The 20,033-nt window shown below is 60.8% G+C and carries 20 protein-coding genes; 10 read left to right on the top strand and 10 right to left on the bottom strand.

What is annotated here, in order from left to right; all coding sequences use genetic code 11:
* Positions 1 to 68 precede the first annotated feature (68 nt).
* Positions 69 to 1,844, top strand: a complete 1,776-nt coding sequence (locus HOP53_RS01825; RefSeq protein ID WP_234268428.1) for an ABC transporter transmembrane domain-containing protein — start codon at positions 69 to 71, stop codon at positions 1,842 to 1,844.
* 24 nt (positions 1,845 to 1,868) lie between these two features.
* Here HOP53_RS01825 and HOP53_RS01820 read toward each other — a convergent pair whose 3' ends face one another.
* Positions 1,869 to 2,843, bottom strand: a complete 975-nt coding sequence (locus tag HOP53_RS01820) for a YbgA family protein (RefSeq protein WP_234268427.1) — start codon at positions 2,841 to 2,843, stop codon at positions 1,869 to 1,871.
* An 83-nt stretch (positions 2,844 to 2,926) separates the two neighbouring features.
* Positions 2,927 to 4,480, bottom strand: coding sequence for a methyl-accepting chemotaxis protein (locus HOP53_RS01815; protein WP_234268426.1), 1,554 nt, complete (start codon positions 4,478 to 4,480; stop codon positions 2,927 to 2,929).
* A 460-nt stretch (positions 4,481 to 4,940) separates the two neighbouring features.
* On the opposite strand from HOP53_RS01815, the gene HOP53_RS21760 reads away from it, so the two are divergent.
* Entirely contained in the window at positions 4,941 to 5,222 is a 282-nt protein-coding gene (locus HOP53_RS21760; RefSeq protein WP_479688665.1) for a con-10 family general stress protein, read from the top strand.
* Positions 5,223 to 5,843: 621 nt separating this feature from the next.
* Here HOP53_RS21760 and HOP53_RS01800 read toward each other — a convergent pair.
* The 4 genes from HOP53_RS01800 to HOP53_RS01785 form a co-directional block, all read right to left on the bottom strand.
* The gene (locus HOP53_RS01800; protein ID WP_234268425.1) at positions 5,844 to 6,125 is read right to left on the bottom strand and encodes a DUF503 domain-containing protein; all 282 of its coding nucleotides are present in this window, start codon (positions 6,123 to 6,125) and stop codon (positions 5,844 to 5,846) included.
* 109 nt (positions 6,126 to 6,234) lie between these two features.
* Positions 6,235 to 6,657: a cbb3-type cytochrome c oxidase subunit I gene (locus tag HOP53_RS01795; protein WP_234268424.1), complete on the bottom strand. Its 423-nt coding sequence runs from the start codon at positions 6,655 to 6,657 to the stop codon at positions 6,235 to 6,237.
* A gap of 249 nt (positions 6,658 to 6,906) precedes the next feature.
* Positions 6,907 to 7,518 carry a glutathione S-transferase family protein gene (locus tag HOP53_RS01790; protein WP_234268423.1) on the bottom strand — a complete coding sequence of 204 codons (612 nt, stop codon included), beginning with the start codon at positions 7,516 to 7,518 and terminating at the stop codon, positions 6,907 to 6,909.
* A 23-nt stretch (positions 7,519 to 7,541) separates the two neighbouring features.
* A complete protein-coding gene (locus tag HOP53_RS01785; RefSeq protein ID WP_234268422.1) occupies positions 7,542 to 8,303 on the bottom strand; it encodes a metallophosphoesterase in 762 nt (253 codons plus the stop codon).
* Between the two features lie 169 nt (positions 8,304 to 8,472).
* Between HOP53_RS01785 and HOP53_RS01780 the strand changes: the two genes are divergently transcribed.
* Positions 8,473 to 9,045 (top strand): hemerythrin domain-containing protein, encoded by a 573-nt coding sequence (locus HOP53_RS01780; protein ID WP_234268421.1) that lies wholly within the window; start codon positions 8,473 to 8,475, stop codon positions 9,043 to 9,045.
* Positions 9,046 to 9,139: 94 nt separating this feature from the next.
* On the opposite strand, the gene HOP53_RS01775 is transcribed toward HOP53_RS01780, so the two are convergent.
* Positions 9,140 to 10,039, bottom strand: coding sequence for a LysR family transcriptional regulator (locus tag HOP53_RS01775; protein ID WP_234268420.1), 900 nt, complete (start codon positions 10,037 to 10,039; stop codon positions 9,140 to 9,142).
* A gap of 126 nt (positions 10,040 to 10,165) precedes the next feature.
* Here HOP53_RS01775 and HOP53_RS01770 point away from each other — a divergent pair, with 126 nt between their 5' ends.
* Positions 10,166 to 11,227, top strand: coding sequence for a tartrate dehydrogenase (locus HOP53_RS01770; protein ID WP_234268419.1), 1,062 nt, complete (start codon positions 10,166 to 10,168; stop codon positions 11,225 to 11,227).
* A 149-nt stretch (positions 11,228 to 11,376) separates the two neighbouring features.
* Positions 11,377 to 12,351, top strand: coding sequence for a TAXI family TRAP transporter solute-binding subunit (locus HOP53_RS01765; protein WP_234268418.1), 975 nt, complete (start codon positions 11,377 to 11,379; stop codon positions 12,349 to 12,351).
* 112 nt (positions 12,352 to 12,463) lie between these two features.
* Here the strand turns inward: HOP53_RS01765 and HOP53_RS01760 are convergent, their stop codons facing one another.
* The 3 genes from HOP53_RS01760 to HOP53_RS01750 form a co-directional block, all read right to left on the bottom strand.
* Positions 12,464 to 12,883: a VOC family protein gene (locus tag HOP53_RS01760; RefSeq protein ID WP_234268417.1), complete on the bottom strand. Its 420-nt coding sequence runs from the start codon at positions 12,881 to 12,883 to the stop codon at positions 12,464 to 12,466.
* Positions 12,884 to 12,960: 77 nt separating this feature from the next.
* Entirely contained in the window at positions 12,961 to 13,704 is a 744-nt protein-coding gene (locus HOP53_RS01755; protein WP_234268416.1) for a hypothetical protein, read from the bottom strand.
* A gap of 8 nt (positions 13,705 to 13,712) precedes the next feature.
* A complete protein-coding gene (locus tag HOP53_RS01750) occupies positions 13,713 to 15,179 on the bottom strand; it encodes a metal-dependent hydrolase family protein (protein WP_234268415.1) in 1,467 nt (488 codons plus the stop codon).
* Between the two features lie 257 nt (positions 15,180 to 15,436).
* Here HOP53_RS01750 and HOP53_RS01745 point away from each other — a divergent pair, with 257 nt between their 5' ends.
* From HOP53_RS01745 to HOP53_RS01725, 5 genes are all read left to right on the top strand, one after another.
* Positions 15,437 to 16,321, top strand: a complete 885-nt coding sequence (locus tag HOP53_RS01745) for an NAD(P)-dependent oxidoreductase (protein ID WP_234268414.1) — start codon at positions 15,437 to 15,439, stop codon at positions 16,319 to 16,321.
* A gap of 86 nt (positions 16,322 to 16,407) precedes the next feature.
* Positions 16,408 to 17,262 (top strand): AAA family ATPase, encoded by an 855-nt coding sequence (locus tag HOP53_RS01740; protein ID WP_086510293.1) that lies wholly within the window; start codon positions 16,408 to 16,410, stop codon positions 17,260 to 17,262.
* A 3-nt stretch (positions 17,263 to 17,265) separates the two neighbouring features.
* Positions 17,266 to 18,444 (top strand): vWA domain-containing protein, encoded by a 1,179-nt coding sequence (locus HOP53_RS01735; RefSeq protein WP_234268413.1) that lies wholly within the window; start codon positions 17,266 to 17,268, stop codon positions 18,442 to 18,444.
* 191 nt (positions 18,445 to 18,635) lie between these two features.
* Positions 18,636 to 19,277 carry a helix-turn-helix domain-containing protein gene (locus tag HOP53_RS01730; protein ID WP_234268412.1) on the top strand — a complete coding sequence of 214 codons (642 nt, stop codon included), beginning with the start codon at positions 18,636 to 18,638 and terminating at the stop codon, positions 19,275 to 19,277.
* Positions 19,274 to 20,032, top strand: coding sequence for a DUF3307 domain-containing protein (locus tag HOP53_RS01725; RefSeq protein ID WP_086510290.1), 759 nt, complete (start codon positions 19,274 to 19,276; stop codon positions 20,030 to 20,032). Before HOP53_RS01730 ends, HOP53_RS01725 begins: the two co-directional genes overlap by 4 nt.
* Position 20,033: the final 1 nt, after the last annotated feature.

Below are 20,033 nucleotides of genomic sequence, written 5' to 3'. Positions count from 1 at the left end.
CTCGCTCATGCGCCGATGCCGCAGCCCTGATATCGTATAGCCATGCCTGCCATGAGCGACATCCCGACATGACCCCACGCCCCGACCCGCGGGTATTGCTGCGCCTGCTGACGCTGCTCACACCCTATCGCGGCCGCCTGGCCATCGCCGCCCTGGCGCTGCTGGTGGCTTCCGGCAGCGTGCTGCTGCTGGGCCAGGGGCTACGCCTGGTGATCGACCAGGGCTTTCTCGCCGCGGACGCCACCCGCCTCAACCAGACCCTGGGCGTGATGCTGGCCGTCGTCAGCGTGCTGGCCGGTGCCTCGGCGCTGCGCTACTACCAGGTGAGCTGGATCGGAGAGCGCCTGGCAGCGGACCTGCGACGTCAGGTCTTCGATCATTTGCTCGAGCTGGAGCCGGCCTATTTCGAGAGCGCCGCCCGACGCGACCGCGGCGCCGCCGAGATCGCCTCGCGCCTGACCGCCGACACCAGCGTGCTGCAGACCCTGTTCGGCTCGTCGATCTCGCTGGCACTGCGCAACCTGGTGATGCTGCTGGGTGCGGTGATGCTGATGCTGGTGACCCAGCCCTGGCTCTCGGCGCTGGTGCTGATCGGCATACCCGCCACGCTGCTGCCGATCCTGTGGTTCGGTCGCCGCGTACGACGGCTTTCTCGCCACAGCCAGGACCGGGTGGCCGAACTGGGCCGCTACGCCAGCGAAGCACTGGACGGCATTCGCACCGTACAAGCCTTCTCTCACGAAGCGATCGACCGCCGCGACTACGGCGAGCGAGCCGAGCAGGCCTTCGCCACCGCCGTGGTGCGCACCCGCCAGCGGGCCTGGCTCACCGCCGCCGCCATGTTGACGGTATTCGCCGCCGTGGGCCTGATGCTGTGGCAAGGCGGCCAGGCGGTACTGGCCGGAGAGATCAGCGCGGGCGAGCTTTCCGCCTTCGTCTTCTATGCGGTACTGGCGGCCGGGGCGGTGGCGACCCTGGCCGAGGTGGCCGGCGACGTGCAGCGCGCCGCCGGCGCCGCGGAACGTCTGCTCGAGCTGCTCGATGCCGAGCCGGGCATTCGTTCGCCGATCGAGCCGATACCCCTGCCCTCACCGCTGCGTGGCGAGATCCGCCTGGAAGGCGTGAGTTTCTCCTACCCAGGGCGGGAAACACCGGCCCTGGATTCACTCGACCTGGAGATTCGCTCCGGCGAGCGCGTGGCGCTGGTGGGCCCTTCCGGCGCCGGCAAGAGCACGCTGTTCGCGCTGCTGCTGCGCTTTCACGACCCCGAACGGGGTCGCGTGACACTGGACGGCATCGACCTGCGCGAGTTCGATCCCAAGGCGCTGCGCGCCGGCCTGGGCCTGGTGGCTCAGGAGCCGGTGCTGTTCACCGGCACGGTGGCCGACAACCTGCGCTACGGCAAGCCCGACGCCACGCTGGACGAACTGCGCGCCGCGGCCCGCGATGCCAACGCCCTGGGCTTCGTCGAGGCCTTGCCTCACGGCTTCGATACCGAGCTCGGTCCCGGCGGCGTGCAGCTCTCCGGCGGCCAGCGTCAGCGCCTGGCGATTGCCCGCGCGTTGCTCAAGGACCCGAGCGTACTGCTGCTGGACGAGGCGACGAGCGCACTGGATGCCGAGAGCGAGCGCCTGGTCCAGCAGGCGCTGGACCGTCTGATGGTCGGGCGCACCAGCCTGGTGATCGCTCACCGCCTGGCCACGGTGACTGCCGCCGACCGCCTGCTGGTGTTCGACGAGGGACGCCTGGTCGCCGCCGGCCGCCACGGTGAACTGCTCGAGCGAAGCCCGCTCTACCGCCACCTGGCGGAGCTGCAGTTCGGTCGACACAGAGCGGAGGCATGAACTTGCGCGAGGCTGGGGCTTGATTCAAATGGCGTTGCGCAGACCGAGTTCGTAAGGATGTGGATCGAGGTACGTCTGTTGGCGAATGTACTCCGAGCCGTGACGCTTCATGTAATGACTGAGCAGCCTGAGCGGCACCGCCAGATGCACGTGGCCAAGACGATACTCCTCGATTGCCTGTAGCAGATCCTGCTTGACCTCGCTGTCGAGCTCCTGCTTCAGGTAGCCCATCACGTGCATCATCGCATTGGTGTGGGTCTTGCGCGTGGCCGGACGCGCCAGCGCCACCATGAAGCGTTGCAGGTATGAGTGCTTGACCTCCTCCAGCGGCAGGGCATGCGCTTCGCTACCCAGGTAGCGACCCAGTTCGCGGTAGGCTTCCACGTGGTGGGCCATCAGCAGATACTTCTGACGGCTGTGGAACTGGATCAGAGCGTGGTAACCCTTGGCATCTTCGACATGGCGTTTCCAGTCATCGAAGGCAAACACCCGGGTGATGAAGTTCTCACGCAGCACAGCGTCGTTCATGCGCGCTTCCTCCTCCAGCGGCAGCTCGGGGAAGTGTTCGCGTAGGACCTGGACGAAGAGCCCGGAGTCGGCATGGCTGGGCATGCCGTTTTCATGATAGACCTTGACCCGCTCGAGCCCGCAGCTCGGTGAGCCTTTCATGAGAATGAAGCCGCGCAGATGGCGATGGCGCGCCACGAACGCCTCGCCGACTTCACGCAGGCGCTCGGTGACGTCCAGCTCGGGATCCACCGTGCCTTTCACCCGCGGGGGCTCGCCGGGGGCGCCGACCAGACGGATCGGCTCCCGCGGCACACCCAGACCGGCTTCCAGCTCGGGGCAGAATGGTTCGAAGGCGAAGCACTCCTGCAACACATCCAGGCAGTAGCGGGAGCGCTTGTGGCCGCCGTTGTAGCGCACCTGCTCACCCATGAGGCAGGCGCTGATGCCAACCGGAATGGCACACTTCGACGATAAGTTGGTGTCGGCCAAAATGAACTCCCTCTTCGTTCTCCCGACTCATCGTCGCTGCTACACCGCTTCCGGGCAAGCATTGACCATTTGCACCATGGTACCTAGAAGGCTTGCCACTCGGCCTCGGCCTTCGCTTTGCCTCGGGCCAGCTCTATGCCTCGAGCGGACTCCATTCCGTGCGCTGGCTTGGTCACGAAAGCAACCGGTGCCGGCAAACGCTCCAGGGGCGGTGACGACGCCGCAGACGGCTCCCCGCCAAGCACGAAAGTATTGATCAACTGCGTCAGTTTTTCCGCCTGGCTGCGCATGGCGGCTGCAGTTTCGGTGTTGTGACCTACCATCGCCGCGTTCTGCTGGGTCATGGTATCCATTTGACTGACGGCCGTATTCACCTCGTGAATGCCGATGCTCTGCTCTCGCGAGCCGGCGCTGATCTCGGCGATGACGTCATTGACCTTGGCGATGCTGTCGAAGATCTCCTGCATGGTGATCCCCGCCTGATGCACGATGTCGGTGCCCTGCCGGGTATGCGTGATCGATGCTTCGATCAGCCCCTTGATCTCACTGGCCGCATCCGCCGAGCGCTGCGCCAGGGAGCGCACTTCCTGGGCTACCACGGCAAAGCCGCGCCCGTGCTCACCTGCCCTGGCGGCTTCGACCGAGGCGTTGAGCGCCAGGATATTGGTCTGGAAGGCGATGCCGTCGATCAGCGAGACGATCTCGCCGATCTTGGTCGAGGAGGCATTGATCCGCCCCATCGTCTCCTCGACTCTTTGCATCGAATCCCTGCCCTGCCGGGCCACCTCGGCGCTGCCCCTCACCAGTTTGTCTGCCTGTCCGGTGTGTTCGGCATTGTTCTCCACCGTCGAGGTGATCTGTTCCATCGCCGAGGAGGTCTGTTGCAGGCTGGCAGCCGCCTGATCGGTGCGTGCCGCCAGCTCGTCGCTGCTGCGGGCGATGCTCAACGCCGCCGAATAAACGTCGTTGGCCCCGGCCCTCACTTCACTCAGCGTGTGCTGTATGCGTGCCAGGAAGCCATTGAACTGTCTGGCGAGCTCGCCGATCTCGTCGCGGCTGGTGACACGCAGGCGGCGCGTCAGATCGCCTCTGCCTTCGGCCACACCCTGGGCGATCTCATTCATGTCTTTGGCAGTCTGGCGAATCTGGCGAACCGTGCGACGGGTGATCCAGATGGCAAAGAAGGTGATGGCCAAGTTGATGATCGAAGCAATGGCCCAGAGCCGCACCAGGGTCTGGATCAGCTCTTGCCTGGCCTGCTCTTCGATTACCGCCATGGCGGCATCCACGACACTGACATTGTTCTCTTCGAAACGCCGGTCACGCAGCAGTTCGCCAGCCGCCAGGCGAGCCGCCTCCGGATCGTCGAGGGTACCGGCCACGCTCTCCACCAGCGTCGCCGCCATGTCGACGATACTCTCCACTCCCTGGCGTCGGGCTTCGAGCATCAGTTCGCGCTGCTGAGCCAACTGGGCACGGTTGGAGTCGATGCGCTCCAGGCCCTCGAGTACCAGCAGACAGGATGAAGAGATGATCAGCGGCACCAGCACCAGAAGCAAAATCTTGTTCTGCAGGTTGAGCACCAGCAGCCGCTTGAGGCTGGCGAACGCTTCCCCGTTGGATGCGTACGTTTTCATGGCAAGGCCGTTCTCGCTGTTGAGTGGGCAGTATCGTTGTGGGAGTTTTCAAGCTGCCATGAAGCCTCAGCCCAGCGAACCGCACCAGATACTTCATACCAATGAGTGGCGTTACCTCACACTCCGTTGATCTATATCAACCTCTCACTGCCCCTCCCTTGCCCTTGCTTGTCACCCATCGACTCAGCCACTGGGCGCCATGGCTCGAACCAGTGACAAGAATGGAATCAGAGGGTTGCAACGCAACGGTTGACAGACACGCCACGAGCCCGATCAAACACGCAATCTTTCTTTAGAAACAACAACTTTTCTTAGCATTAGAATACCCGACACAGCTTGATGAGCCGGTTGAGCGTTCCTACGTTTAACCATGCTGGCAAACGCCAGAAGCGCCGGACAGCCGGTAAATGGAAGTACGTTTCGCTTGTTGAATCGACAGGCATGTAGAAGGAGTTCTGACATGGCACAGCGCAACCAGAATCCGGGCAATTTTGCCAACGATCCGAAGAAGGCATCCGAAGCTGGCCAGAAAGGTGGCCAGGAAAGCAGCGGCAACTTCGCCAACGACCCACAGCGCGCCTCTGAAGCCGGCCAGCACAGCGGGGGCAATTTTGCCAACGACCCGCAGCGCGCCTCCGAGGCCGGCCAGAAAGGCGGTCAGCACAGCGGGGGCAATTTTGCCAATGACCCGCAAAAGGCCTCCGAGGCGGGTCGCAAGGGTGGCAAGAACCAAAGCCGCTGAGATACCGGTCGTTGGCTGCAAGCGACAGGGAGGTCGTGTAGAGCTCTGCTATAGGAAGGCAGATAGGTGTGTAGCCGGCCGGATCGAACGAGCTGTCAGGGGCAACCCTGGCAGCTCAGTCATTTTCAGGGTTCCTCATTTATCTTGTGGCTGCTTCGGCTCGAAGAAGAGTTCAAGTTCAGCGACCTGCCCGACCAAGGTCGCATTGCCTTTGCCGACACGTTCGCCCAAGCTCGGGAAAAATAAAAAAGACCCCCCGAAGGGGGTCAGGTGGAGCACGCCAGCTCACATCGGTATATCGCCCGCTGCCGTTCAGCCTTTGGCGACGTTGCCCAGAAGGCAGTTCTTGCTGACCTTCCGAAGCGTTGATCGGTTACTCAGTACTAATTAGCAACTCAGTACTGGGTTTCTTGCTTCGTTGCCCAATACAATGCGATAGCCGCGCCAACAATTACAGAACTCTTGAAAAAACAAAGACCTGCAAGAAAAACAGTACGCAGGCTTTGTGCCATACGCCGCCAGCTCACTCCCTTCTGCACCATCAATGCTCATAATAATGGCCTGCTGACTTATTTTGATGCAATGCAAAATCAGCATGCCTTCATATGCCAAGCACTCCAGCTACAGCATTTCGCGTGAAACCTTCAGCACCCGGCCGTCCACCGTGCGCTGCAACTTGTCTTCGATCTCGCTGCACAGCGACTCCACTTTCTGTCGCTCGTTACCTGTCACCACGAAAGTCCACTCGCTTGCTTCGAGCCGATCGTGCTGGCCGCTCTCGCACACTGCCACGGCCGGATGGCGCCCGAAGCGCTCGTGAATGCCCCCCATACGCTGACGCTTCTCCTTGAGCGACGCGCAGCCCGGCAAGGAAACTTCGAGTGTCAGTACGGCGATGAACATGCGGCTGAGGCTCCTGTCGGTGGATGGCCGCCTGGGCCAGGCGAGTTGACGTCTTCTCCTGTTCAGATGTGGCCCAGGCAGGCCGCTTTCAACCGGCAGCCGCGGCGCCTCAGGCGCTATCGACGTTGCCGGTCGACAAGGCCACCTTCATGTTCATCATGACGTTGACCGTAAACGCCAGGATCCCCAAGCCAACGATCACCGAGGCCAATGCCACCACTGGCTCGAGCTGTCGCATGCCGCCCGCGTAAAAGTGCAGGCACACCAACAGTACCGGAAGACCGCCGTTGTGCAGGTAGAAATGGAGTCGGCCGAGACGGCTACGCGCAGCAGCCGGATACAAGTGATACATCAGACCGGCCAGAGCCAAGCTTGCCCAGCCCAGCAGGTTGATGTGTGCATGCACGCTTCGGAAGACATATTGATGACTGGCGGCCATCACGATGCCGTAGATGACCCCAACCAGTAGATACACCACCGCAATTTTCAGCCACAGAAGGGCCATTTTCTTGTCTGCCATTGCACCGGTCATTGTCGTTCTCCCACGGATCCCCTGCTCGGCGAGCGGCGTCGGCTCGGCCATGGCCGCGATGAAGCATGTGAAACCTCCATGAGGCCAGGACGGCGCAGACAGCCTGCCGTTGACGGGTCGATTTCGTTATTGTCAGGGTGGTGACAGGCTGCGCTGCCAAGGCTGAAACGGCGCAACCACGTACCATGGGTACGCCATTTCTTTATGGCACCAAATCGGAGACTTGGGTACTAGCTTTGATGGGCTACGTCACGAGCTCTTCGAGCCCATCGGAACATGTCGCGGATGAGCAGCCACCCTGGCGAGCCAGGCCTGCACGGCAGGATAGTCAGCGAGCGAGAAGCCGCCTTCATGGGCGACGTGGGTATAGGCATACAACGCGACGTCCGCCACGCTGAGCGTCTCCCCCACCAGGTAGGGCGAGGCGGCAAGCGTCTGCTCCATGACGTCGAGTGCCTTGTACCCACCCGCTTGCTTGCCTTCGTATTCCGCCCGGCGCTGCTCGGGCAGGCCAAGGTATTTGGCGATGAAGCGCGCTACCGCAATATAGGGCTCGTGGCTGTACTGCTCGAAGAACTGCCAGCTCAGTACGCGCGCCATGGCCAGCGGCTCATCGGGCAGATAGGCGGTACCGTGGGCCAGATAATCGAGAATGGCGTTGGATTCGGCCAGGTACTCGCCAGAGGGCAGCTCGAGCAGCGGAATCTTGCCGTTGCGGTTCTTGGCCAGAAACGCGGGGCTGCGCGTATCGCCAGCCAGGATATCGACATCGATCCATTCGTGTTCGATGCCCAGATGGCTCATCAATAGCTGTATCTTGTAGCAGTTGCCGGACCGACGATCGCCGTAGACCTTGAACATTGTTCTCATTTCCTTCTTCTCGCTCATATTTCGACGATCAGGTCGTTCACGAACAGCGGCGGCTCGAACTCGCCGGGGTAGCCGCCTGGGTTGGCCAAGATCCGTGTGCCGCCGAACACGGTATCCACCGGCTCATGCACGTGACCGTGAATCCACAGGTCCATGCATCCCATCAGACCAGGCAGATGCGATGCAAAGGCAGGCGACAGCGCATCACCCCGATAGCGCGGCGGAATGCACTCAGACAAGGGGGCATGGTGGCTGATCACCACCCGCGGCCCATCGAAGGGCCGGGTCAGCTCCGTTTCCAGCCAGGCCAGCGATTCGGCATGCAGTCGCCGGCTCTCCGCCGGGCTGAAGGTCTGCCCTTCCGGCTGTTCGATGATGCTGAAATCGGGCATCAGCCAACGCGCTTTCTGCTCGGTCAGCTCAGGATCATGTTCCGGCTCACCGTCGTACAGGGCGAAGTCGGTCCATAGCGTCGTGCCATGGAAGCGCACCCCATCCAGCGTCAGCGAGCGATTGTCGAGCAGTTCGATGCCCAGCCGCTCGGCTTCGTACGCCATGGCCAGTCGCAACAGCGGCATACTGGCGCCATAGAATTCATGATTTCCCGGCACGTAGAGAATGGGTAGCCCGGCGAAACGCTCGGCCGCCCAGCTCAATCCCTCGGCATGCCGGTGGATGTCACCGGCGAGAACCACCGCATCTGCCTGGACGTCCGGCAGTTCACGCCCTTCATCGAAATGTTCCAGATGAAGGTCGGACAGCACCCTGAGTCGCATGACACCCTCCCTTGTTTCGAGGCGCAGGACCGTTGTCCCCGCCTTCCGGCGGGCGCTTCAGCATAAGCGGGCAGTGCCAGGCTGCGCCAGGTTTGGCTGAAGCCGCCACTCACGGCTATGTTGAGATGGCCCGTTGCAAAGGGCGCAACGACTCAATGGAGGGAGTCTCATGAATCAGCATACCAACGTGTCCACAAATGACGTCGTCGAGCTTCTCACTCTCGAGCATCGCGAGATGGAGGATCTGGTAGGCCAGATTCAGCGCGCTCCGGATGCTGAGCTGCGGCGGAACCTGACCGACATTCTCATTGCCGAGGTGATGCGTCATGCCGTAGCCGAAGAGATGTATGTTTATCCAGTGATGGAGCAGCGGATCCCCAAGGGCACCGAGGAGGTCGAGCACGACAAGGAAGAGCATGAGGAGATCATCCAGTTAATGAAGCAGCTGGAAGACGCCGATACCACCGAACCGGCTTTTATGGACCGCGTGCATGAGTTAGAAAAATTGCTTCGCCACCATCACAAGGACGAGGAGGTGGACCAGTTTTCCCGGCTCCGCGATCATCTTGCCGAACAGGAACTCATCGACCTAGGCAAGAAAGTCGAAAATGGCAAGAAACTGGCCCCGACCCGTCCGCATCCTGGCGCCCCTCATTCCGAATTGTTTCACAAGACGATAGGTCCCGGCATCGGCATGGTCGACCGCCTGCGTGACAAGCTCAGCGGGAGAATGACCGGCTGATAACGTCATGCCGGATTCAGGTGCCTGATTCCAGGCACCTGAATGGTCAGCTCACATGGCGAAGCGAGGGGCAAATTCATTGCTACCGCTCCACTCATCGGTTAAAAGGCACTATATTCATCCTTTCAGCGAAGTAATCTATGAGCAAACGTATCCGAGCGGGCAAATTATGGCTATAAGGATATACTGCGTAAATATCGGCATTCGGGAGTTGATAATCATCGAGAACCCTTCTCAAACTGCCATCCTTCAGATGGTAATATACATCCCACTCGGCACGTATCGCTATGCCCTGCCCCCTCAAAGCCCAACTCAAAACACTCTCACCATCGTTTGAACTCAAATTTCCTCTGACTCGAACATGGTAAACTTGTTCCTCTTGACTGAATCTCCAATTGCCGTAGGTATCTTCATTCTGCCTGAGCACAATGCAGTTATGACTGGATAGTTCATGAGGATGCCTGGGTTCCCCATGAGCCGCAATATAAGAAGGAGATGCACAGACAAATCTCTGATGTGAAGCAATTTTTCTGGCATGCAAGCCTGAATCCGGAAGCGCCCCAAACCGGATACCAATATCGAATGAATTGGCAATCAGGTTGAGCGGATGATCCGAAAGATGTAGCTGACATTCGACTTTAGGGTTTTCCTCTATGAAATCGGCAACGAACCTTGACACGTACCTCCGCCCGAAACCGAAAGGGGCGTTAATACGAATTAGCCCCTCGGCTTCATCGCTCTGCTGGCGAAGGAGCTTGTTCATATCCTCTATTGTCGTTGTGACTTTCCTGGCATAGTCCAGATAAATTCGCCCATTGTGCGTCAAACTCATCGAGCGTGTGGACCTCGAAAGCAACTGGCATCCGACAGCCTTCTCAATGCTAGAAAGCCGTTTACTTGCTGCTGCGGGTGTAATGTCCAATTCCCGGGCCGCCTGGGAAATACTTCCAGCCTGGCAGAGATAAATAAAAAACTCAAAGTCGCTGCTCGACATGGGCATTAACCCTCAAGTCATTACTATTTCAACCCTAAGTATATTGCACGAACCATGGTGTGTCACCTACCTTGAGACATCAAAACCATCACAAAGCCAACCAAGCAGAAACCTGGAGAATTAAACATGCGGAGCCACCGTATCGCCGTAATTCCCGGAGATGGCATAGGCCAGGAAGTCATAGAAGCCGGAAAAAAAGTACTCTCGGCATTGGCGGAGAAAAGCGGTGACTTATGTTTCGAATTTGTAGATTTTGACTGGAGCTCGCAGCGCTACCTAGAAAAGGGCGAATATATTCCAGCAGGCGGACTGGATAAACTTTCTCGATTCGATGCCATATATTTTGGTGCCGTGGGCAGCCAAGACGTACCTGATCATATCTCGCTCTGGGAGCTCAGGCTTGCCATCTGCCAAGGTTTTGACCAATACGCAAATGTCCGTCCGGCACGCGTGCTGCCGGGAGTCAATAGTCGACTGAAAGGTGCCGAAAGCATCGATTGGATAATCGTTCGGGAAAATAGTGAAGGCGAGTACTCAGGTAACGGCGGTAGAGTGCATCAAGGTTTCCCCGACGAGGTTGGAACGGAAGTTTCCGTTTTTACCAAGAAAGGCGTGGAGAGGATACATCGCTTCGCCTTCCAGTTGGCCCAAAGCCGCCCACGCAAGCAGTTGACCCTAGTGACCAAGTCCAATGCACAGCGCTATGGGATGGTACTCTGGGACGAAGTGTTCTTTGAAGTGGCGAAAGACTATCCAGATGTCAGTATCGATCGAGAGCTTGTAGATGCTGTCACCACTCGCATGGTATTAAAACCCGAGACGATGGATGTGATAGTAGCAACCAATCTGCATGCCGACATTCTCTCTGACCTCGCCGCAGCGCTCTCGGGAAGCCTCGGCATTGCGCCGACAGCCAACCTGAATCCCGCAAGGACCTTCCCTTCCATGTTTGAGCCGATTCATGGATCCGCGTTCGATATCGCAGGGAAAGGTATCGCCAATCCGGTAGGTTCCTTCTGGACGGCAGTCATGATGCTGGAACATCTAGGCGAGAGCACTGCGGCTGAACGGCTTATGGCTGCCATTGAACGGCTGACAGCCTCTGGCCTCCAGACCAAAGACCTCGGTGGAACCGCCACGACTCGAGATGTGACCCAAGCGATCTGTGCAGACATCGAGAGGCAGTGAACGGCATCGAGCATTGAAATCATTAACAATCCATGAGCCGTAGCTGATTCAACTGATATCGATCATCGCTTGAAACCGACCAGACCACGGAGGCCCCACTCAACGTAAAAAAAATGAAAATACAAGTATAATCAGATGGAGCATACACCATGAAACTTACCAATCTCACTCTCTTTGTATTTTGCACTGGCGCTTCACTAGTCGCCAGTGCTGATAGTGATCGCGATAGTTGGCCAAGTAGCCTGACCATCGGCACGGGCAGTCAGGGAGCCACCTATTATATTTATGGCTCTGGCTGGGGGAACTTGGCAAGTGAGGCAACTGGCGCTTCCTTTGGCGCCGAAGTAACAGGCGGTCCGGTTCAGAACGTGACGCTCGTGCAGATGGGTGAACATGAGTTCGGGATGGTCACCACAGGGCCGGCCTACGAGGCATGGCACGGCAACAGCGAGCTGGCACCCGGAGTCGAGCATACCGATATACGTGCCGTTTTCCCGATGTACCAAACCGCTTTGCAAGTCATCGCTCTGTCGGGCTCAGGCATTTCTTCGATTTCGGACCTCGATGGAAAGACCGTAGGTATTGGCCCAGCAGGCGGCACAGGCGACATGTATTACCCCCAGCTCTTCGAAGAGCTGGGGCTGGACGTACGCACCCGAAATGCCGGCGCTGCCGATCAGGCTAGTCAAGTGCAAGATGGCCTCTTGGATGCCTTTGCGTTTGCTGCGGGCATACCGGTTTCTGCATTTAGCCAATTGGAAGCGCAAGTGAATGTGAACATCTTCTCCTTTTCCGAAGAGGAGATGGAGGTGTTTCTGGAAGACTTCCCAGAGTTTAGCCCAGCCACGATTCCAGCCAGCGCCTATAGCAGCCTCGATGAAGACACCTCTGCCATTTCATTGTGGAACTTTGCGATCACACACAAGGACATGCCTGAATCGCTGGTTTACGAGGTCACGAAAGCGGTAATGGAAAACCATGAGCGCATGGTGCAAGTACATGGCTCTGCCAGTGAAACGGTGCCCGAGAATTTCGTGGAGAACACCTTCATACCATGGCACCCGGGTGCCGTTCGCTGGTTCGAAGAGAACGGCTACGACATCCCGGAGGAATTGCGCGGTTGACCGACCTACCTTGCGACGCCGGCCCAAAGCCGGCGTCGATCTCGCTCAAGCCTGGATAGAAACCTTGCTCAATCAACGGCACATGGCATAGCCGGGGCAAAGCAGTGCCTATTTACCAAGGGTCGTAGGTGCCGAAGTTCCAGAGATGACCTTCCAGGTCGCGGCAGCTGAAGCCCCTCCCACCGTAATCCTCATCCTTGATCTCGATGACGACCTCGGCACCGGCTGCTTTGGCGCGGGTGTAGACGGCGTCGGCATCCGAAACGATGAGATAGGCACACTGCGTTTCGGCACCGCCGATCTCATCCGGCTGCTTCATCAGTCGCCCGAACTCACTGTCCGTGGCGGACCCCAGCATGATCATTCCGTTGCCGAACGTCAGTTGGGCATGGGCAATGGAGCCATCCTCGTTGGCGGCCAGGAATTGCTGCTCGAAGCCGAAGACCTGGCAGAGCCATTCAATGGCCGCTGGCGCGTCTCGATAGCGCAGGCATGGAATCACCGTGGCACGTGTGTTCTTTGCGTCGCTCATCTTACTTCCCTCTTGCTCCCCTCTTGCACGACCGCGCTTGCTGGCAACCATGCTCGGGATCCCATTCCGATGGCTGCCTAAAAGCGCCAAGTCATGCCCACTAGCGGGCCGCCCATCGCAATATCGAGCCGCGTGCCTTCTTCGTCGCGATGCAGCACCAGCTGACGGTACCCGGCGGAAAGATAGAGGGCTTCGCTAATTTGGTAGTTTGCTGTTGCCATGACCTGCCAGGTGCTATCAGCTCCGATACCGAATCCTCCTACATCGGCATGTAGCAGCGTGGACCATGCCGGACTCCACACCGTGCGCCAACGCGCGACCAGAATCGGGTCTACCCAGCGCTCGGTGTCTTGCAGGCCGAGTCCAAGCGCCGGCACGGAGACTTCTGACTTCATGCGCCAGGCCCGCGCGCCGACAAGCAGGTCCAGATAATGTCCATGTTCACTCATGACCTGATAACCGGCTGCCGCCGTGAGCGAGCGCTGCCCTACCTTGCCTTCGGCGGTCATGCCCGGCGGGATTACACCCTCATGGCTGAGCGAGGCGTAGGTGAAATCCCCGAACAGCACCCATCGCTCGTAGCGAGCGCTGCCCGAAATGAAGAAAGCGCCTTCCAGGTCGTCCAGAATCTCGCCGAACGAACGCGAGGTGCTCACCGTTGGACTGCCCGCTAGCGGGCGAATGTCGCCGGACAGATTCGCCAACCAGACGTACGGCGTGAGCTGAAAGCGCCAGCTGTCTTCACGCACCTGGGCCTGGGCTTCGGTCATGAAGCCCATCGCCACGACGATCAGGGCAAAGGAGATGAGTCTGACAAACATGGTTCGCCTCACAGGTTGTTCTTGTAGATGCGTCCATCCTTCATGATCAAACGCAGGTTGCGCTCTGGGTCGGTGAGGAAGTCGAGATCGCGACTCGGGTCACCATCCACGACCAGAAGATCGGCCAGTGCCCCCTCTTCGAGATGCCCCAACGTGCCGGGGTACGGACTGCGAGGGCCGGATAGCGCGAGCAACTCTCCGTTGCGGCCGGTGGCCATGGACAGCACCGTGAGTGGATCGTAAAAGCGCGTTAGCTTGGCCAGATGACGCAAATGACCCGGCGTATTATGAGGGCTGAAGAGGATATCGGTGCCCCATGCCAGCCTGACATCGAAGCGCTGCGCGAGCTCGTAAGCACGCTCAGTACCCTCGGCCACTTGGCGCTGGGCCGCGCGGCGAGCCTCGTCGGGGTAGACGTTGGCGTCCTCGTCCTGAAGGAAGGGCTGCAGACTCCACCAGGTGCCCTCTCCCGCCATCATCCTTGCGCTCTCTTCATCGGCGAGCTGGCCGTGTTCGATGGACTTGACTCCAGCCCGAATGGAGCGTTGGATACCGCGTGGGGTATAGACGTGCACCATCACGTAAGTGCCCCAATCTTCAGCAGCCTCCACGGCGGCACGCAGCTCCCTCTCCCTGAACTGCGTGCTGTCCAGAGGATCGTAAGTCGAGGCAACCCCACCGCCACCCATCAGCTTGATCTGGGAAGCGCCGAGCATCAGCTGCTCACGGGTGCGCCGCAATACCTCGGCTTCGCCATCGGCGATAGCTACCACACCTTGTCGCTCCGGCTCGCTGAGGGGCGTTGTAGTTCCGCGGGGTATCTCATGGCGCATACGAAAGTCGCCGTGCCCTGAGGTCTGAGAGATCATCGCTCCAGCTGGGAAGATCCTAGGCCCTGAGACAATTCCCTCATCGATGGCACGCTTCAGCGCGAAGGATGGCCCACCGGCATCCCGCACCGAGGTGATCCCACGCATCAGGGTACGCTCCGCCTCTCTGGCGGCGAGCAGATGTACGTACCCCGGATCGGCAGTCATCGCCGCTGTTTGGGTGATGCCTACCAGGGTGCTATGCCAGTGTACGTCGATCAGACCGGGCATCAGCACGCGGCCACCGCAGTCGATCACTTCGGCGCCCTCCGGCTCGGCATCGCCGGCCAGCAGGCCCTGTATTCGTCCTTCGTTCACCCGCAAAGCCACATTCTCACGCAGCGATCCTCCTCTTCCGTCGAAGAGTCTGAGGTTGGTGAACAGCAGTGGTCCGCGGCGATCTTGCGGTTGGACGCTGACGGCCTTCGGCGCGTGCAAACCGGCAAACAGTGCCATGACAGCCGCCGCACCGCCGAGGAAATAACGCCGCGAGATATCGGCCATCATGCGTTCATGGAAGCGTTGTAGCAGCGGCGAGCCACAACAGCAGACACCATGAGCAATCGAATGGGTACAAGCGTGCATGGCGTGGCCAGCGATCGGCATCTTGAGGTCCTCATCCTGATGGCGCCTCAAGATAAGCGAGTAATGCCGCCCCCTGTACGGTGCCCGTTCTACAGGTATTGCAACGTAACACTAAGAAACTAGACCGCTACCCAACTCAACGCCAGCCGCTTAACGATTACCGCTTCATTCTGTATCCGACAGCCTTCCATTCCCCGCTCGGCTCCATCTTGATGGAAAATCCTTCCATAGCGCATGCTAGGTGTTCCGCTTCCCTGCCCCCATTCTGGAGAAACGACATGACACAGCCCCGCCTCGGCTTCATCGGCATCGGCCTGATGGGCGACCCCATGACACGCCGCCTGCTGCAGGCCGGCTTTGCCGTGACGGTGTGGAACCGCACGGCGGAGAAATGCGCATCGCTGAATGAGGCCGGAGCCACGGTGGCAAGCTCCATCGCCGAGCTGGTGTCAGGCGTGGATGTGGTGATGCTGTGCCTGGCCAATACGGCCGTGGTGGAAGAGGTGGTGTTCGGCACAGGCGGCGTAGCGGCGCACGGTCGCTCGGGTCAGCACCTGGTCGATCTATCCAGTAGCGACCCGGCGGCAACGCGCCACTTTGCCGAGAGATTGGCAGAAGCGTGCGGCATGCGCTGGGTAGACGCACCGGTCTCCGGTGGCGTGGCAGGAGCCGAGGCCGGGAGCCTGGCAATCATGTGCGGTGGCGAGGAGGCGGACATCGCGGCCGTACGCCCTCTGCTCGCACCTCTCTCGGCCAGGGTCACCCACATGGGCTCCGTGGGCGCCGGCCAGGTCACCAAGGTGTGCAACCAGATGATCGTCGGCTGTCAGGCGGCGGTGATTGCCGAGATGGTGGCCCTGGCCGAGGCCAGCGGCGTGGACGCCTCGCGCTTGACCGAGGCGCTGGCCGGCGGCTTCGCCGATTCCAAGCCGTTCCAGATCCTGACCCCACGCATGGCGGCAAGGGAGTTCGACAACCCGGCCTGGCACCTGCGCACCCTGCTCAAGGATCTCGACATGGCCGTGGCCCAGAGCCAGCGCGCCGGCAGCGGAACACCGATGACCGGCCTGGCGGCACAGTTGATGCGTACCCACGTCGGCCACGGGCACGCCGAGCACGACCCGGCAACGCTGGTGGAGTCGTATCGGCGCACAGAGGGGTAAAGGGAAGGGCCGGGTAATTGTCCCTCGCCCCACCCTTCCGTACACTTGTTTGATTATCCCCTAAACGAGCTATCGCCGAGGCACCCATGGCTTTCGATTCGACCTCTACCTATGTGGCTACCGATGCCTTGAAGCAGGCGGTGAACGCCGCCGTGACCCTGGAGCGCCCGCTGCTGATCAAGGGCGAACCTGGCACCGGCAAGACCCTGCTGGCCGAGGAGTTGGCCCGCTCGCTGGGCACACGACTGATCACCTGGCACATCAAGTCCACCACCAAGGCCGCCCAGGGGCTCTACGAGTACGATGCGGTGAGCCGTTTGCGCGACTCCCAGCTTGGCGTCGAGGGCGTGGAAAACGTCGAGAACTACATCAAGCCCGGCAAGCTGTGGGAAGCCTTCACCGCCGACGAGCGCGTAGTGCTGCTGATCGACGAGATCGACAAGGCCGACATCGAATTCCCCAACGACCTGCTCCAGGAGCTGGATCGCATGGAATTCCATGTCTACGAGACCGGCGAGACCGTTCGTGCACGCCACCGGCCGATCATCGTGATCACTTCGAACAACGAGAAGGAGCTGCCCGACGCCTTCCTGCGCCGCTGCTTCTTCCACTACATCGAGTTCCCCGACCGCGAGACGATGCAGGCCATCGTCGACGTGCACTTCCCCGACATCGCGCCGAAGCTGGTCAGCGAGGCGCTGGAGGTGTTCTTCGACCTGCGCCAGGCACCGGGGCTGAAGAAGAAGCCCTCCACCTCGGAGCTGGTGGACTGGCTGAAGCTGCTGATGGCCGACGAGCTGGCCCGTGAGGCGCTCTACCACCGCGACCCGGTAAAGGCGATTCCGCCGCTGGCCGGCGCCCTGGTGAAGAACGAGCAGGATACCCAACTGCTCGAACGGCTGGCCTTCATGATGCGCCGCCAAGGCAATCAGAGGCGCTGAGCCATGTTCATCGGCCTGTTCGAAACCCTCAAGCGCGCCGGCGTACCGGTCTCGCTGCGTGAGCTGCTCGATCTGCATGCGGTGGTCGAGCGCGGCGTGGTGTTCGCCGACATGGAGGCGTTCTACCAGGTGGCGCGCACCGTGATGGTCAAGGACGAGCGCTACTTCGACCGCTTCGATCGCGCCTTCGCCGCCTGGTTCGACGGTCTGGAAAATCTCGACGCCGCCATCGAGGCGCTGATTCCCGACGACTGGCTGCGCCGCGAGTTCGAGAAGCAGCTCTCCGAGGAGGAGAAGGCGCAGATCGAATCCTTGGGCGGCCTGGAGCAGCTGATCGAGACCTTCAAGAAGCGGCTGGAGGAGCAGAAGGAGCGCCATGCCGGCGGCAACAAGTGGATCGGCACCGGGGGCACCAGCCCCTTCGGTGCCTATGGCTACAACCCCGAGGGCATTCGCATCGGCCAGGAAGGCTCGCGCCACCGCCGCGCGGTGAAGGTGTGGGACGAACGACGCTTTCGCGACTATGACGACTCGCTCGAGCTCGGTACGCGCAACATCAAGATGGCGCTGCGCCGCCTGCGCAAGTTCGCCCGCCAGGGCGCGGCCGAGGAGTTCGACGTCGACGCCACCATCCGCGACACCGCCCGCGACGCCGGCCTGCTCAACGTGCGCATGCGCCCCGAGCGCCACAACACGGTGAAGGTGCTGCTGTTCCTCGACGTGGGCGGCTCCATGGACGATCACATCCGCGTCTGCGAGGAGCTGTTCTCCGCCGCCCGCTCGGAGTTCAAGCACCTGGAGCACTACTACTTTCACAACTGCTTGTACGAAGGCGTGTGGCGCAACAACTACCGTCGCACCAGCGAGCGCATCCCCACCATGGACGTGCTGCACACCTACGGCCGCGACTACCAGGTGGTGATCGTCGGCGATGCCGCCATGTCGCCCTACGAGGTGACCCACCCCGGCGGCAGCGTGGAGCACTTCAACGACGAGGCCGGTGCCGTATGGCTCAAGCGCCTGGCCGACAAGTTCCCCCGCCTGGCCTGGCTCAATCCCATGCCGCCGCGAGCGTGGGAGTACACCCACTCCACCCAGTTGATCCGTGAGCTGATCGACGACCGCATGTACCCCATGACCCTGGAAGGGCTCGAGAACGCCATGCGCGATCTGGCGCGCTGATGCTTGCCCCATGCCTGGCTCATCCATATACTGTATATTCATACATGTTTCGTATGGCTGGCCGCCCTGCTCGGCCGGCCTGGGCAAACGACAATGGCGAATGGACTCGCTATAGCCCTTTTTGGTTATTATGTTGAAAAATAGCCTTTAGGGGCTATTATCAGGACATCACCGACGCGTAGAGCAAGCCTATGGCGCAGCGCATTGCCGTTCTCACGGGCGATCTGGTCGACTCCCGCAAGGCCAGCGATCCCCAGCGGCTCTTCCAGGCACTCGATACCGCCATCGAGGCGATCACCGCGCGCTACGGCGGGCAGAGCGAGCGCTATCGTGGCGACGGCTTCCAGATCGCCCTGCCCGACCCGGCGGCCGCCCTACCCGCCGCGGTGCTGCTGCGTGCGGCTCTGATTCGCCATTCGGAGGAGCGCCAGCGCTGGGATGCGCGCATTGCCGTCGCCATCGGCCGGGATCCCTGGCAGCCCGGGCAGCGGGTAACCGAAGCCAGCGGCGAGGTATTCGTGCGCTCCGGCCAGACCCTGGATACCATGAGCGAAGGCACGGCTCACCTGGCGCTCAGCCTGGTCGAGGAGCCCCGAAGCGATTGCCTGGCGCTGCTGACCCGCTTCGTCGACGATCTGATCGACGGCTGGTCGCGCTACGCTGCCGAGGCCGTCTACCTGAGCCTGTGGCACGAGGAATCCCAGCAGGCGCTGGCCAAGCGGCTCGGCATCAGCCAGCCCAGCGTACACAAGCGGCTGCGGGCCGCACGCTGGGCACTGCTCGACGACTACCTGCGCTACCTCGGCCAACGATTCAAGGACGACCCACGATGAACGCCGATATCTCGCTGCTGCTGGGGCTTGTGCTGGTCCATCTGCTCGGTGACTTCGCCCTGCAGCCCAGTCGCTGGGTCGAGGCGCGTTACATGCACAAGGTGCGCTCCGCCCAGCTCTATCTGCACGCGGCATTGCACGGCGCTCTGGCCCTGGCGGTACTGAGCGCGGCCACACTGACTCAAGCCACTGGCGCTTCCTGGAACATGGTGCTGAGTGGCGCGGCAGCGATTGCCGTGAGCCATGCCGTGATCGACCTCGGCAAGGCCTATCTGTCACCCATGCGGCTGCGCTGGTTCATGCTCGACCAGTTGCTGCATCTGCTGGTGCTGGTGGGCGTATGGCTGGTCTGGCTGGGCCACTGGCAACCGCTGGTGGCGTTCTGGCACTGGCTGTTCACGCCGCGGGTGCTCGGCACCGCCGTCGCCTACGTGCTCGTCACCCGCCCGCTGTCGATCGTCATCGCCTTGGTGATACAGCGCTGGAGCGCCCAGATCGACAATCCCGGCACACTCATTGCCGCCGGCGCACGTATCGGCATGGCCGAGCGCGTACTGGTGCTGACCCTGGTGCTGCTCGACCAGTTGACCGCCATCGGCTTCCTGCTGGCAGCCAAGTCGGTGCTGCGCTTCGGTGAGCTGCGCGGCGCCCAGGATCGCAAGCTGACCGAATACGTGCTGATGGGCACCCTGCTCAGCGTCTCGACTGCCATGGTGCTCGGTTTGCTGATACGGCTAGCGGTTCAAGGAGGCTGAA

The organism is Billgrantia ethanolica, assembly GCF_021404305.1.
GTDB classification, from domain to species: Bacteria; Pseudomonadota; Gammaproteobacteria; order Pseudomonadales; family Halomonadaceae; genus Halomonas; species Halomonas ethanolica.
The sequence above is the reverse complement of the archived record's forward strand: the minus strand, read 5'-3'. Positions and strand labels throughout refer to the sequence as shown.